Origin of the sequence: Enterobacter sp. R-1.6.2, from assembly GCF_035064085.1 — a bacterium.
Classification (GTDB): domain Bacteria; phylum Pseudomonadota; class Gammaproteobacteria; order Enterobacterales; family Enterobacteriaceae; genus Enterobacter; species Enterobacter asburiae_B.
In genome coordinates, this window is record NZ_JASEYI010000009.1 from 164,003 (window position 1) to 177,019 (window position 13,017).

The following is a 13,017-nucleotide window of genomic DNA, read 5'->3' on the forward strand; positions in this document are numbered from 1 at the left end:
AATAAGTGCCAAAACAATGAAGAGGGCATTAATGTATTGGTGTGGTTAATAATTTACTCGGTTCAACCTTTTGTTTTATATGATTTTAGTTTTAACCTGTGACGTTGATTCTGAATGTGATTTACGCAGTATGATAATTGGTAGGGGACATTTTTAATATACTGTAAAACGTTATTGTTTAAGTGCGCTTAATATGTGTTTAAGTTAGGGTAACGTTTTTGATATAATATATATTATATCACCCGCACAATAAAATATATTTTTATGCAGGCTTAAAACTCTGCTATCACGCGAAAATAATAGCGTTAAGTAAAGGGTAAAATAACCTGATTTATTTCCAATGGGGCTACGACGTCAGCATGATTTTGCGACAGCAAAAAATTCACGGGGAGAATGAATAAAAATCGTCAGTCGGGCGTTTACTGACGTCACTTCCTTCTTACCCAGGAGCTTTATATGAACACGACCTCGTTTCGTTTGATCCCGGTGCTGATTTTTTCCCTGCTGTCCCCCCTGGCGCTGGCAATGGGCAATAATAGTACCGAGAGCAAAACGCCCGATTGTCCTTCCGGACAGGTGTATGACAGCGCCACCCAGAAATGCGTGCCGGACAAGAGCAGCAGCCTCAGCGACCAGGACAAAACCAACTATGCGTACCATCTCGCGAAGAAAGGCGAGTATCAGGCGGCGCTGAACCTGCTTGATTCGCTGAAAAATGGCAATACGGCTGAAGCGTGGAACTATCGCGGGTTCGCCACGCGCAAGCTTGGCCGCACGGACGAAGGAATTGGTTACTACCAGCGCGCGCTGGCTATCGCACCGGATTATGCCAAAGCCCGGGAATACCTCGGTGAAGCGTGGATGGTAAAAGGACGTCCTGACCTCGCGAAAGAACAGCTGAAGGTGATTGCCGGTATTTGTGGCCAGTCCTGCGAGGAGTACCGTGACCTGCAGGCCGCCATCAACGGACATCCGGAATCCTGATTTTCTCGTGGAGGGAAAACACATCGCTACCAGTGAGGTTCGTCAACAGTTAGCCGCGCACCTGCCGCGTCTCTGGCGCTATGGGCTGGTGCTGTCGCGAAACAGGGATATCGCCGAAGAGCTGGTTCAGTCCACCTGCGTGCGTGCGCTTGAAAGGAGCAGCCAGTATACGCCGGGCACGCGCATCGACAGGTGGCTGTTCGCGATACTGCACTCCATCTGGATCTCTGAGCTTCGGGCACGACACGTGCGTCAGGGGCAGGGATTTGTGGCCAGCGACGAGCTTCTGGCGCCGGATACCCGCGAACAGGATGAGACGCGTCTGCATTACATGAAGGTGATGCAGCGCGTCAACGCGCTGCCTGAAGCCCAGCGCAACGCGGTATTTTTGGTTTATGTCGAAGGCTTTACCTACCAGGAGGCGGCGGACACTCTGGCGGTGCCTGTCGGTACCGTGATGAGCCGGCTGGCGACGGCGCGGGCTCGGCTTGCCAGATCCGCTGACGCACTGCCTCCGGCAAAGGAGAAACGCTCTTGAACTCGCACCGTTTTGCACCGCCCTATAACGACGACGCTATCGTGGCATGGATAGATGGCGAGATGTGCCGCGCCGACGCGCAGCAATTTGAAGAACAGTTGAAAAGTGACGAACGCCTCTCAGGGCGAACCGCCGAACTGATGAAAAGCAGCCAGGATTTCGCCGGGGCGTTTGCCCCCCTGCTGGATGAGGCACCTCTGGAGGCAATGCAGGCGCGTCTGGCGGCACTTCCCGATCCACAATCCTCCACGCCGGCTGGCGTCAGCAGGCGGGCGCTGATCGCCGCGTCGGTCAGTTTTTTGATGGTCGGATCCGGGCTGGGCTATCTGCTGCGGCCCGCTTCCGCGCCAGCGGATGAGAACGCTCATATTCGCGACCTCGAAGCGCAATATATGTCCCTGTACAGCGTTGAGACGCTGCTGGATATGGACAGCGTAACGCCGGTCCTGCAGCGCGGGCTGGAACGAGCCTCGCAGGACATCGGCATCAAGCTGCACATGTCGCAGCTTGTCCTGCAGGGGGCAGAGCTGAAAATGGTGCGAATGCTGCGCTATGAAACAACCTCGATCGCGCAGATTGCCTGGATCAACGCCGACTACGGCCCGATGGCGCTCTGTATCTCTCCTGTAGATGAGAAGACTATGGCCTCTCTGCGCCAGGAGCAGCGGCACGGCATGAACCTGGCGTGGTGGCAGGAGGCGGGCTACCAGTTTGTCCTGATTGGCCGCAACCCGCCGTCTCACCTGCGGGGAAACGCGGAGCAGCTACAGCGCCTCATCTCAGGATGACGGCACGTCGTTCGTCTGAATCGCAATAGCGATGGCAATACGATCGTCCACGACCAGCGCAAACTTATCCATCCCGTAGGCCGCGCGCGAGATCGCCGTCGTGGCATCCAGCGTGAGGGCCTGCGCGTGTGGGTCTTTCACGATGGCCTCCAGGATCACCGGGCGGGCAATGTTTCGTACGGTCAGCGTGCCGAACACCCTGAACCGCCCGTCGCCCTGGGCGACCACGCGAGAGCTGATGAACTCGATAGTCGGGTAGCGCTCGGATTCAAAAAACATATCGCTTTTCAGCTGCCAGGTGAGCAGCTTGTTTGAGGCTACGAGAGTCGCTACGGGAATGGTGACGTGAATATGGTCGTCGACGTCGTTTTCCGGGTTGAGCGTCACGGCGCCCGTCACGCCACTGAACGTCGCCCAGGAGAGGATGCCGCCGAAGGCATGCCACGACAGCCGAATGGCGGTGTTATTGGCGTCAATTATGTAGCTCTTCGGGGCAGCCATCGCCCACGGACAAACCAAAACAAGCACTATCACCAGGCGTCGCAGCATCTCAGGATCTCTTTTAGGGGGGCAGGGAGTAAACGCGTCACCCCCGGGATCTATTCGGCTTTGTTGACATTATTTCAACCGGAGCGCGATAACCGGACCTGGTGACAAGTGTAGCCTTGAGAACGCAGAGCTGCGGGGAATAAAAAAGGCCGCTTGCGCGGCCTTTCGAAGGGATTACTCAGTGACTTTCTTTTCCAGCTCGCTGGCACCTTCTTTGGTTTTGTTCCAGCCTTTCTCAGCGCCTTCTTTGGTGGCATCCCACCCTTTCTCGGTGCCTTGTTTGGTTTTATGCCAGGCTTTCTGGGAATCTTCGCTGACCTTGCTGCCCAGGCTTTCGCTTTTACCCTCCGCAGCATGCTTCTGTTTCAGCTTCAGCTCTTCACCTTTGTTCTGCTCTTCGTGCAGTTTTTGCTTCGCCTCGTTGGCGTTTGCGTTCGCCGCAGCGACGGTATCGTCAGTTGCATGTGTGGTCGCAGCAAATACTGGGGAAGCCAGCAGAACGGCAGATAATGTGATAATTGTTTTTTTCATAATATCCTCATTTAACGTTATCGGTTATGAGCGTGATTCAGCATGGCACAGGCGAAACGGGATGGCTTTAGGAAAAAACTGTAATGAGATCAATGTTCCCTGATGAGGGATATTTCGCCTGAGGATTATCCAAAGGATAAAAAGCCTATTTCAGCAAGGGCGGCGAGAGTCAGGAGAATGAAGATAATAACGGTTATGGGTCTGTACATGGTGGGTTCCTTCCGGGTTGAGCGGCTATTCCGTAGCGCTGGGTGGTGTGGGTAATTTTGCACAGGAGAAAGGGAAGGGGGATGATGTTTGTCAAAGGGATGGAAGGAACCGTGGGCATGGGGCACAAAAAAAACCGCAGGGCTTGCGCCGTGCGGGCTTTCAGGACTTCATCAGTCGACTCTGGTGATCGCCGATGGAGAATTTTGGGCTGGCGTCCCTGTAATTAGCCATTCATTCCATTGATTTTTAATGTTATTTATACTTTGAATTTTATGTGTGGTTCTAAAAAGGAACCATAAATCGTAATGGTATGGGTTATCACGATTAGCGGATTGGAGAATTGTATCAAAAGGAAACAAATTCTTCAGTTCAACTCCCTGCTAGTAGCTGAACTGCGCAAGCAGGATCTGCTTTTCACCGATTAGTGAATGCGGTAGTTTTTCAGCGAAACTGAATTCTATCCGTAGGGCAGTACCAGCATAGGTGGAGAATGGATTTTGAACAACTGGTCACCAGAGCACACAAAAGACATCAAGAGTTGGTTTAAGATTGATACATATCGCAAATTTGAAGACCTCTCATTGCTCCAGTTTTACCATGAGATATGGGCTCGTAACTTGTTCTTTAAGGAGTATCGGGAAGAGTTTGAGAGCAGAACTCTTATGGGTTACTTCTCAAAAATTTTCAGTGGCAATCCTTTTTTAATTGAAGAAGGGCAACTGGGATACATGACTCCTGCCAATAAACTTTTTCAGCCTCCCCATTTTTTTCTAACAACTCTTGATCGCCTTGCTGAAACGAGCATCATTGCTATGCAACGCGGAGGTTTTGTTTGGGATGGTGATGACAATTATTCAATAAACAGAGATCTTCGGGAAGAATCACTTTCAGATATTATGCCAGATCAGTTTTCACGAACAGTCATGTTCGAGATTGATTTGGCAAGTGGCACAGACGAAGAGATTGCAGAGTCGCTTAAAGCTGCATTACCGCAGTGGCGTAAAATCAAAGGTATCGAACCAGATCCTTTAGAATCAGTTCGCTTTGGGTATGGAACTATCAAGAAACTCATCAGTTATCGTGTGATACCTATGCTGGATATCCTGGTGTGGGCAGCCGTTAAAAAAATCCGTGTCTCTGACGACAGGTTATCCAGACTGCTATATACAGACGATGACGAAGAAAGCGAAATGAGGCAGTCTAGCCAAATCAAAGATACCGACAGGCCTTTGGCTCTTAAATCCTGCACAACTGACTTTATCCGACAATTCCATTACTTCATGAACAAAAATAGCCATTTGAAGCAAATGAAAGTCTCTGATGTAATGAAACTATCTGATTAGAATTACATTTATAACTATTTGTTTTAATTGTTAAAATTAACTAAAGGCATCATTGTGAATGGTGCTTTTTTTTGCGATTTTTACTTTAAACCGGGCATTTTGACACTTGCTATAAAACGGGGGAATTTCAGCTACTCTCAAGTTCCCCTTTTCTGTACGGCACCAACTTCGAGAAAACCATCCTGCATAGCTACGAAGAACCTCCGCTTCAGGAGCTTCGCTCTTTTCTTTTCCCAACTGTTCGTATAGTGACTTCACCGCAACGACAAGGGATAACGAAATGAAAAATCAAGCAACCCGCCTAATACGATTACCAGAAGTTCTCGAACGAACTGGCTACGGAAAAGCCTGGATATATCGTCTGATCAACGATGGTAAGTTTCCTGCTCCTGTCAAAATTGGAAGTCGTGCAGTAGCTTTCGTTGAAAGTGAGATTGATACCTGGATTCAGTCTGTTATCGAAACAAGTCGAAATAATGTTGCTTAATTGAACTTAGGAGTGATTTTATGAATATCGAAGAATTTGTAAGCGAAGAAAACCATATGTGCAATTTATGCGGAGATCTTTTTTACAAGATCTTTGACCAAGAAGTGATTTATGACTTACCTAATAACGAGTTTAATAAAGAAATCATTTACTGGCTCAGTCAGTACCTTGTAGGAAATCTGAGAGAACCTTTAGACTCGATCTCTGAGCTTAATGCTTGCAAACAGATATATGTTTACGAGACCTGGTTATCTCTAATTAAATGTCCTGATGAATTGAAACTCCTAGCGAAGCGGATAATTTTATATCTAATGGATTAAGAGCTTTTTATGAAAATGTAAAGTTTGGCTGCATAATTTATCTTAAAACTTTACAGAATAGCTTACATTATTTTGGTTGCCGTTTATTAGCAAGGCAGTGAGATAGTTTTCGAAGTATTAGGTGTACATAATAATAACTAGATCTACCAGATGATAATTTGACAAGAATAATCGTCTATCTCACTGTTTTAATTTAAATAAATATCTTAATCGATCCAAATAAATTTGTAAATCTACGAAATGCTTATTATTAATATATTGGAATTATACTTTTTGTAAAGTTTAGGAGGAAAATATGTGCAGTATTTGTGTGGATTCTTTTATGTTCGAAAATGGTGAGAGATATTGTCATGTTGTAAATAAAGATACTGGTGAGCCATTGTATTATCCAAACTTGTATATAACAACACAAGTCAGGAATCGGTCAGAGTCTATATCAACAATGAAGGTTATCGCTGGGAGCATTTCATTGTTATATCGATTCTTTATGAGAAAAAATATCAATATTGATGAAAGAATTCAGAAAAGGATATTTCTGGCTCCTCATGAAATTGAAGATTTGATCGAATTCACTTCATTCAATTTTCGAGATGGCGAGAATGATAATTTTAGAAGTTCAAATGTCAAAAAACCAACTAAGTACTTTCGGATAACAACCATAGCTAACTATCTGGAATGGCTGTGCAAAATACATCTTTCTCATACAGGACAGAAGGATACTCTCAAATATATTTTAGATTTCATAAACAACATAAAACGAAAGAAACCGAGAAATAATGATAAATATAATATGGATATAGAAAAAAGTTTAAATAATGAACAATTGGATTCTTTGTTTAGCATTCTTGCACCGGGTAGCAAATTAAATCCTTTTTCAGAAAAAGTGCAAAAAAGAAACAATCTAATATTCCTGCTATTACACTGCTTTGGCCTGAGAGCAGGTGAACTTTTGAATCTGCGAATTGGTGATATAGATTTTGCAGAATCGACAATTGCAATAAGAAGAAGAGCAAATGATAAAACAGATCCGCGAGTGTATCAGCCTTTAGTTAAAACTTGTGAGAGGAAATTAATTGCTGATAAAAAGCTCATGTTTGAAATTTCAGATTATATTCTGAATGATCGAAGAAACATAAAAAATTCTAACAAACATGATTTCCTGTTTATTACTTATAAGGAAGGAAAAACTCAAGGGCAACCTATTTCATTTTCTTCATATCACAAAGTGGTGAGTGTTGTTCGTCAATCCTCCTCACTTCTAGGGGGATTGACAGGTCACAAACTCAGACATACATGGAATTATGAGTTTTCGAAAGCAATAGACAAGAATCAGGACATATCCGATGAAAAAGAGCAACAAATCCGTTCTTATCTCATGGGATGGCGACCGGGTTCAGAAACTTCAATGATTTATAATCGCAGGCATATTTATGAGCTATCGAAAAAAACTGCACTTGAACAACAAGAGCAACTATTCAAAGGAGAATTTGATGAATAATTTAATTAAAAATAAATCTGATAAAATGTCTTTGCATGAACATAAAATCGTCAGTTCGATTGAAAATAACGGAATCAATCTTACAAACTTAATATATGCTATGAACGAAAATTTGGTTTGTGGGTTTGTATATACAGTACAATATTATTTTAATAGCAACAGCTATTTGTATGTGAAAAATATTGTTAGAAATATGGAGAGTCTTATCCGTAAACTATCTCCTACTCATATTGATGATAAGGTTCTAATTGAATATCAAAATAAGAAATTATCAAAAGCCTCAGCATCATTTCGCGTTTTACGACCATTTTTGATTAAATGGTTTGAGTTAGGATATCCGGGAATAGATGAAAGTGCGGTAGAACTGTTAAAGCATTTGGACCTAAAAATAAAAAAATCTGGTCAGTCTGTGCTTCAAGATGATCCAACAGAGGGACCATTAAATAAAGAAGAACATACTTCTTTGATTAAGGCTATGAATCATGCATATAGAAAAGGTGAACTGTCACTGCCACATTATGCAATATCACTATTGATCAGTCTTACAGGTAGAAGACCTCAGCAGTTAGTTATGTTGAAATATAAAGACCTTCTTCAAAAGAACTTAGATAATGGCAAAGTAGAATATGTAATTTCAGTGCCACGAGTAAAACAACGGGGTAAAGAACTACGATATCGAGAACTTGCAATAATATCAGAGGTTGCATCAATTGTTCAATTGCAAGCTAATCAATCAGTGAAACTTGTTGAGCAAGCTCTTGGAAAAACTCTTGATGATTATTCTAAACGAGAAGTTCCTATTTTCTTAAATGAGGAAAAACTCTCAGATTTATCCATAACAGGTTCAATTCTTCTGGAATATAATAAATTATATGCGAAGCCTACAATTGCTAATGTAGCATTGAAAAGTATTGTTAATAATGGGAATGTAATATCCAACCGTACCGGTTCGATACTAAATATTACTCCTCGTAGGCTTCGTTATACAATAGCAACTATGCTGGCTAAGAATGGGCATAATGTTAATACTATAGCTGAATTATTGGATCATTCATCTACTTCAAGTGCGGGGATTTATATTAAAAATCATGCTGACAGTGTTGAAAGGATTGATTCCGCTGTTTCAGAACAATTGTCATTTGTCGCTGATATTTTTATGAACGGAATCAAATCGAAAAAGATTAGTCATTTCAAATTTTTTTCTTCAAGTAGATGCCAGAGTCAGAATTCAGGATTTCCTTGCAATCAATGTATGTTTTTTATTCCGATTGATCGCAGTGAGGTGAATCAACTATGAATAATATTATTTTGTTCAAATCAAAAAAACATATTCTTGTAGAAGAAAATTATAATGAGTTCATAAAATTTTGTCGCTATCAACTGCCCGGACTAACCCAAACTCAGGATTGGGAGCAGTATGCCTGGAAAGGATATGTCACATTTAGAAAAATAGGGATTGGAAATAAAATCTTTGATTCCATTGATGCAATGCACGAAGATTATATCAATTTTGCGAAAGCATATATCAGATATCAACACACATTGAAACCATTAAAAAATTATGGGGTTATTATGATGGCCTTGCGATGTCTCGAACAGGCCCTTTTGCAGGTTCAGAAAACTGGTCTCATTTATAATGTTACAGCCGTTGTTTTCGATGAGGCAATGCAGATCGGGAGTAAATATTTTGAAGGTAACGTTTTGGCTAAATGTGGAATACAGCTTGAAAAAATATCAAAGTTTCTGTGTGAACATAATCTTGTGAAGTCAGGATATATCTCATGGAAAAACCATGTAAAACAGAAAGTCAAAAACAATTATCTTCCTGAGATTGAGGATTATCACCGAAGCGATAAGTTACCAGATGAAGAAGCATTGCTCGCTATTGCTGATATTTTTTCTCAAAATGATGAGTTACTGAGTCCAAGGGATATGTTCACCAGTTCAGTATTTGCACTTCTACTTTGTTGTCCGAGCAGAATTTCTGAAATTTTAGCCTTACCTGCTGATTGTGAGATTACACAAATAGATGGCAAGGGTATCGAAAGATATGGTTTGAGATTTTATTCGGTAAAAGGGTATGGCCCTAATATCAAATGGATTCCACGGGTTATGATACCAGTTGCAAAGAAAGCGATTAGAAGATTACTTTCCTTATCACAAAATGCAAGAGCACTTGCTCACTGGTGCGAAAAGTACCCGGATAAATTTTACCGACATGAGCTTTGCCCAACAGTTGATGAAAAAGCTAAATTGACCGTTGTACAAGTTTGCCATGCACTGGGGTATAATTTATTTGATCATAAATCATGTGTTTTAAAAATTAAAAGAACGAGTTTGGATGGTGGGAAAAGTTTCTTAAACCACAATGATTACAACAATTCATTGAGTAATTTGTGGGAAATTATTAGTTCTAATTTTAGCAGAGATTTTCCATGGTATGATAAAGAAAAATCCATAAAATTTAGTAATGCTTTATGCTTGCTCAATACTGATCAATTTTCTTTATCAAGAATGACTTCAATTTTCACATTTTACAAACCTACTAAAAGTTTCTTTTTCAGTGACATACAAAGAAAAAAAAAGCTATGAGATGAATTATAAAAATATATTTTCCCGATATGGATATTATGATGATGAAGGTAAACCACTACTTATTCGCTCACACCAGCCACGGCACCTTTTAAACACAATAGCCCATTATGGTGAAATGTCTGAACTGGATATAGCTAAATGGTCTGGTCGTATCAATGCGAATCAGAACAGAGTTTATAACCATGTGTCGGAAGAAGATATGTTAGATAAAATCAAAGCTATTAAATTGAATAGGAGTAATTACTGTCAAAGGGAGTCAATACCCACAAATGAATTGACAATTGATTTTGATAACCTTAATCAAGGTGCAATACACTTAACTGAATTTGGTTACTGTGTACATAACTATTTAATCAAGCCTTGTGCAAAAATTAATCATCTTATTGAATGTGATAATGAAACACCGGACATTAACTCAGTAGATAGAATTAGACTGCAATCTGTCCGAGAGAAAGTAATGCAATTAAAGAGAATAACTCAGATCGCTTATGAAAATGGTGATTATGGTGCAGACAAATGGTTGCAACACCACAAAAAAAATTTGGAAAGAATTAATAAACTATTGAATAATTGAAACAGGAGATGCATATGGCAAAACATTTAAACAGGAGTGAAATAAAGGCAATTAAACACATTATACTGACTTGGGACGGTAAAATCACATGGAGCGATTTATGTGAATCAGTTTATAAGAATCTAAACAGAACTATCACAAGGCAATCTCTAAGTGCTCATGATGAAGTTGTTGAAGCATATAGAACAAAGAAAAATTTGTCTAATTTGAAAAAATCTGGCCTTAAAAAGCCAGCTAACTTAACGATTGCGGCACAACAAATAATAAATCTTAAAGCCGAAAATGAAATGTTAAAAAAACAGAACAATAGATACAAAGAGCAGTTTAGCTATTGGCAGTATAATGCTTATAGACATGGTCTCACTATGGAACAATTGAATAGACCATTTAATAAAAAATAATAGTTGATAGGTTACACCTATTGACAAGTTAAATAAATACGATAAATATAAATATATGGTCAGGATGACTATTTCAATTATGCAAGGATGCATTTTATGGACAAAAACATCATCAATTCAGAGTTTACTCTGGAAGAGCAACTTATCATTATAATTGATAAATATATCTCAAAACGGTACCAGCCCGGAGATAAAAGTTTCTCATATCAACTTTACTTAATTTTTGTGGGATACCATTTAAAATATTTTTACCCTAAAAGGATTTATTCCAAATCCAATCGTAATATTGATAACATAATGACTATGTTTAGCTCGGTATACAAAAGTCTGACAAGCAATCTTCTACAACGATTAAATAACAAAGAAGGAGTTATTAGGGAACTAAACTCGCTTGTTAATTACATAGATAACAATCAAGAAAAAGCAGAGGAAATCTATGCTACTGTCAGAGCACAATATGAAATGAAAGTAATTGAGAAAGAGTTAACCCATGAAGTTCGCGTAAGAACCGTCAGGTTATAGGCAATAAAAAGCCCCTAAGCAGGGGCTAAAAGACTTCTTGATATAGGCTACTACTGAACTTCTTTCCAGACACCATCAGATTTGATTAGTTTTACTGGTTTTGTTTGTTTCATATTACTAATAGAGACATCGACAATGCAGTTATAAACATTGTTTGCTTCTTCTGTGCAACTAACTTTCTTCACGTAATCGATTCTTAAAAGATCTTTTTCTGTAACTCTTGAATCAAGAGCTTTCATACTTGTATTTGTTCTATCTACAACACTTTTGAAAACATTGTATATATCGTCTTGCGATGGTTCATTGTTACATGCGGTTAGAAGGAAGGTGGTAATGATAACTGTGATAATTGAGTATATTTTCATTTTCTTATCCAAAAAACAATTAATTAAGAATGCCAGTTTTGGTGTTGTTATTGTCAGTGGAGAACGTCCATTTGCTGACAATTTCGCCTTTAAAATCTATTTCAAGAGTTTTAGACTGAGTCTGCGAACCGCCAGTAAACAGCCCTACAACTGGAATGAAAGTTGTTGCATTGAACTGATTGTTATACATAAAGTATCTCCACTGCTCATTTCCGTCATCGAGTGTGGTTCTTGTATCAGGCTCACCTAATTTAGTGAGTAATTCCGTCTTGGTTGTTTTGTTTTTAATGATCTTTGATTGGAGGCTTTGAGGTGTTTCGTTTTTAAGGTTCTGGTTCCCTGATGTTGAACAGCCAGAAAGCAGGAAGACAATAATAAAAAAAGATGACTTTATAAATCGGTTCATTTACTTTCTCATTTTAGGTTTGCGGTTGTGTGAAATTAATTTCACCGTATAAAAACAACTCTGTCTGCATACGTTTTTTTAATTTTATAGATAAGAATAATGATGCTTACGAAAAACGTAATGACTGATACAAGAGTGCTGCCAGTCCACGAAAATGCTAACCACGCGAGACCAAATGCAACGAATTGAAACAGGAATGCCACACTGAGCGGGCTTTCACCGTAAGCGATCTTTGCATGGCAGCCTTTACAAATCCGCACACCGTGAGGACTTTGTGTAAAGCAGAACGGGCACTTTATTGTTTCGTTTTTCATAGCAACCCCAGGGTGGAAGATTTACTGCGTGTTTGTAGGGATTCTCGATGGCTGGCTGGTTAAAGTAAAATCACTTGTACCGATCGATGTTTGAATCGTGATAGGTAAAAACTATCATAACTAGTTTATCGATCTGTAATAACGATCAATTTATTGTTGACTTATCCTAAATTAACCACTGCCCAAACGATATTGCTGTCAGGGATAAGCGGTAAGCTGTTGTCTATAAATGAATTTTCCTTTCTTTATGTAGAAGTCGGGTTGCAGAGAGTTTTGAGAATCCAGGGAGGGGCTTGTGAAGAATGCTCTTACCATAGCTTCGGAGAAGCTCTGCAAGCCTTCTAAGAAATGGAAGCCAGCCGATAAGCCTGAGATGCTTTTGCTGTTGTACTGCGTTTTTTTGAAGAATCTTTTCTACTATTTCTTTTCTTCTGTCTTCTCTGAGTCGCAGTTCGAGTTCAGCAATTTTTTCACTTATGCTTTTCCTTGGAATATCCGTTGTTGCAACATCCTTTGCAGGAGCAGGAGCAGGAGCAGGAGCAGGAGCAGGAGCAGGAGCAGGAGCAGGAGCAGGAGCAGGAGCAGGAGCAGG

Annotated in this window: 15 protein-coding genes and 2 pseudogenes; 11 read left to right on the plus strand and 6 right to left on the minus strand. The window is 40.7% G+C overall.

What is annotated here, in order from left to right:
• Positions 1-456: 456 nt before the first annotated feature.
• From QMN93_RS12120 to QMN93_RS12130, 3 genes are read left to right on the plus strand one after another with little or no spacing between them, the layout of a single operon-like run.
• Positions 457-984: a tetratricopeptide repeat protein gene (locus tag QMN93_RS12120; RefSeq protein ID WP_023294382.1), complete on the plus strand. Its 528-nt coding sequence runs from the start codon at positions 457-459 to the stop codon at positions 982-984.
• Between the two features lie 7 nt (positions 985-991).
• A complete protein-coding gene (locus QMN93_RS12125; protein WP_081318797.1) occupies positions 992-1,522 on the plus strand; it encodes an RNA polymerase sigma factor in 531 nt (176 codons plus the stop codon).
• The gene (locus QMN93_RS12130) at positions 1,519-2,310 is read left to right on the plus strand and encodes an anti-sigma factor (RefSeq protein ID WP_193139839.1); all 792 of its coding nucleotides are present in this window, start codon (positions 1,519-1,521) and stop codon (positions 2,308-2,310) included. Before QMN93_RS12125 ends, QMN93_RS12130 begins: the two co-directional genes overlap by 4 nt.
• On the opposite strand, the gene QMN93_RS12135 is transcribed toward QMN93_RS12130, so the two are convergent.
• Together QMN93_RS12135 and QMN93_RS12140 are read right to left on the minus strand one after the other, a co-directional pair.
• On the minus strand, positions 2,302-2,859 hold the full coding sequence (locus tag QMN93_RS12135; protein WP_193139836.1) for a YceI family protein: 558 nt from the start codon (positions 2,857-2,859) through the stop codon (positions 2,302-2,304). The two genes, QMN93_RS12130 and QMN93_RS12135, sit on opposite strands and share 9 nt — an antisense overlap.
• Before the next feature lie 174 nt (positions 2,860-3,033).
• Positions 3,034-3,390: a hypothetical protein gene (locus QMN93_RS12140; RefSeq protein ID WP_182382592.1), complete on the minus strand. Its 357-nt coding sequence runs from the start codon at positions 3,388-3,390 to the stop codon at positions 3,034-3,036.
• 707 nt (positions 3,391-4,097) lie between these two features.
• Between QMN93_RS12140 and QMN93_RS12145 the strand changes: the two genes are divergently transcribed.
• From QMN93_RS12145 to QMN93_RS12180, 8 genes and pseudogenes are all read left to right on the plus strand, one after another.
• Complete coding sequence (locus tag QMN93_RS12145; RefSeq protein WP_001067212.1) at positions 4,098-4,943, plus strand: DUF6387 family protein; 846 nt, start codon at positions 4,098-4,100, stop codon at positions 4,941-4,943.
• A gap of 280 nt (positions 4,944-5,223) precedes the next feature.
• Complete coding sequence (locus QMN93_RS12150) at positions 5,224-5,430, plus strand: AlpA family transcriptional regulator (protein WP_000795663.1); 207 nt, start codon at positions 5,224-5,226, stop codon at positions 5,428-5,430.
• Positions 5,431-5,450: 20 nt separating this feature from the next.
• Positions 5,451-5,750 carry a hypothetical protein gene (locus QMN93_RS12155; RefSeq protein ID WP_001019190.1) on the plus strand — a complete coding sequence of 100 codons (300 nt, stop codon included), beginning with the start codon at positions 5,451-5,453 and terminating at the stop codon, positions 5,748-5,750.
• A 295-nt stretch (positions 5,751-6,045) separates the two neighbouring features.
• Positions 6,046-7,248 carry a site-specific integrase gene (locus QMN93_RS12160; RefSeq protein WP_008322898.1) on the plus strand — a complete coding sequence of 401 codons (1,203 nt, stop codon included), beginning with the start codon at positions 6,046-6,048 and terminating at the stop codon, positions 7,246-7,248.
• On the plus strand, positions 7,241-8,545 hold the full coding sequence (locus QMN93_RS12165) for a tyrosine-type recombinase/integrase (RefSeq protein WP_193139834.1): 1,305 nt from the start codon (positions 7,241-7,243) through the stop codon (positions 8,543-8,545). Before QMN93_RS12160 ends, QMN93_RS12165 begins: the two co-directional genes overlap by 8 nt.
• A pseudogene (locus QMN93_RS12170) lies at positions 8,542-10,417 on the plus strand (DNA-binding protein). Before QMN93_RS12165 ends, QMN93_RS12170 begins: the two are co-directional and overlap by 4 nt.
• 14 nt (positions 10,418-10,431) lie before the next feature.
• A complete protein-coding gene (locus tag QMN93_RS12175; RefSeq protein WP_001062150.1) occupies positions 10,432-10,818 on the plus strand; it encodes a hypothetical protein in 387 nt (128 codons plus the stop codon).
• Between the two features lie 96 nt (positions 10,819-10,914).
• Positions 10,915-11,340, plus strand: a complete 426-nt coding sequence (locus QMN93_RS12180) for a hypothetical protein (RefSeq protein WP_000360018.1) — start codon at positions 10,915-10,917, stop codon at positions 11,338-11,340.
• A 50-nt stretch (positions 11,341-11,390) separates the two neighbouring features.
• Here QMN93_RS12180 and QMN93_RS12185 read toward each other — a convergent pair whose 3' ends face one another.
• The 4 genes and pseudogenes from QMN93_RS12185 to QMN93_RS12200 all read right to left on the minus strand — a co-directional run.
• A complete protein-coding gene (locus QMN93_RS12185) occupies positions 11,391-11,705 on the minus strand; it encodes a cell wall-binding protein (RefSeq protein WP_088168981.1) in 315 nt (104 codons plus the stop codon).
• Between the two features lie 19 nt (positions 11,706-11,724).
• Positions 11,725-12,111, minus strand: a complete 387-nt coding sequence (locus tag QMN93_RS12190) for a hypothetical protein (protein WP_080176811.1) — start codon at positions 12,109-12,111, stop codon at positions 11,725-11,727.
• 41 nt (positions 12,112-12,152) lie between these two features.
• Positions 12,153-12,425: a hypothetical protein gene (locus QMN93_RS12195; protein ID WP_000787429.1), complete on the minus strand. Its 273-nt coding sequence runs from the start codon at positions 12,423-12,425 to the stop codon at positions 12,153-12,155.
• Between the two features lie 223 nt (positions 12,426-12,648).
• Positions 12,649-13,017, minus strand: a pseudogene (locus QMN93_RS12200) (relaxase); the annotation flags it as partial.

Coding starts and splice junctions, on each gene's coding strand:
- QMN93_RS12120 (WP_023294382.1), top strand. CDS start 457: ATGAACACGACCTCGTTTCGTTTGATCCCGGTGCTGATTTTTTCCCTG.
- QMN93_RS12135 (WP_193139836.1), bottom strand. CDS start 2,859: ATGCTGCGACGCCTGGTGATAGTGCTTGTTTTGGTTTGTCCGTGGGCG.
- QMN93_RS12140 (WP_182382592.1), bottom strand. CDS start 3,390: ATGAAAAAAACAATTATCACATTATCTGCCGTTCTGCTGGCTTCCCCA.
- QMN93_RS12150 (WP_000795663.1), top strand. CDS start 5,224: ATGAAAAATCAAGCAACCCGCCTAATACGATTACCAGAAGTTCTCGAA.
- QMN93_RS12155 (WP_001019190.1), top strand. CDS start 5,451: ATGAATATCGAAGAATTTGTAAGCGAAGAAAACCATATGTGCAATTTA.
- QMN93_RS12160 (WP_008322898.1), top strand. CDS start 6,046: ATGTGCAGTATTTGTGTGGATTCTTTTATGTTCGAAAATGGTGAGAGA.
- QMN93_RS12165 (WP_193139834.1), top strand. CDS start 7,241: ATGAATAATTTAATTAAAAATAAATCTGATAAAATGTCTTTGCATGAA.
- QMN93_RS12175 (WP_001062150.1), top strand. CDS start 10,432: ATGGCAAAACATTTAAACAGGAGTGAAATAAAGGCAATTAAACACATT.
- QMN93_RS12180 (WP_000360018.1), top strand. CDS start 10,915: ATGGACAAAAACATCATCAATTCAGAGTTTACTCTGGAAGAGCAACTT.
- QMN93_RS12185 (WP_088168981.1), bottom strand. CDS start 11,705: ATGAAAATATACTCAATTATCACAGTTATCATTACCACCTTCCTTCTA.
- QMN93_RS12190 (WP_080176811.1), bottom strand. CDS start 12,111: ATGAACCGATTTATAAAGTCATCTTTTTTTATTATTGTCTTCCTGCTT.
- QMN93_RS12195 (WP_000787429.1), bottom strand. CDS start 12,425: ATGAAAAACGAAACAATAAAGTGCCCGTTCTGCTTTACACAAAGTCCT.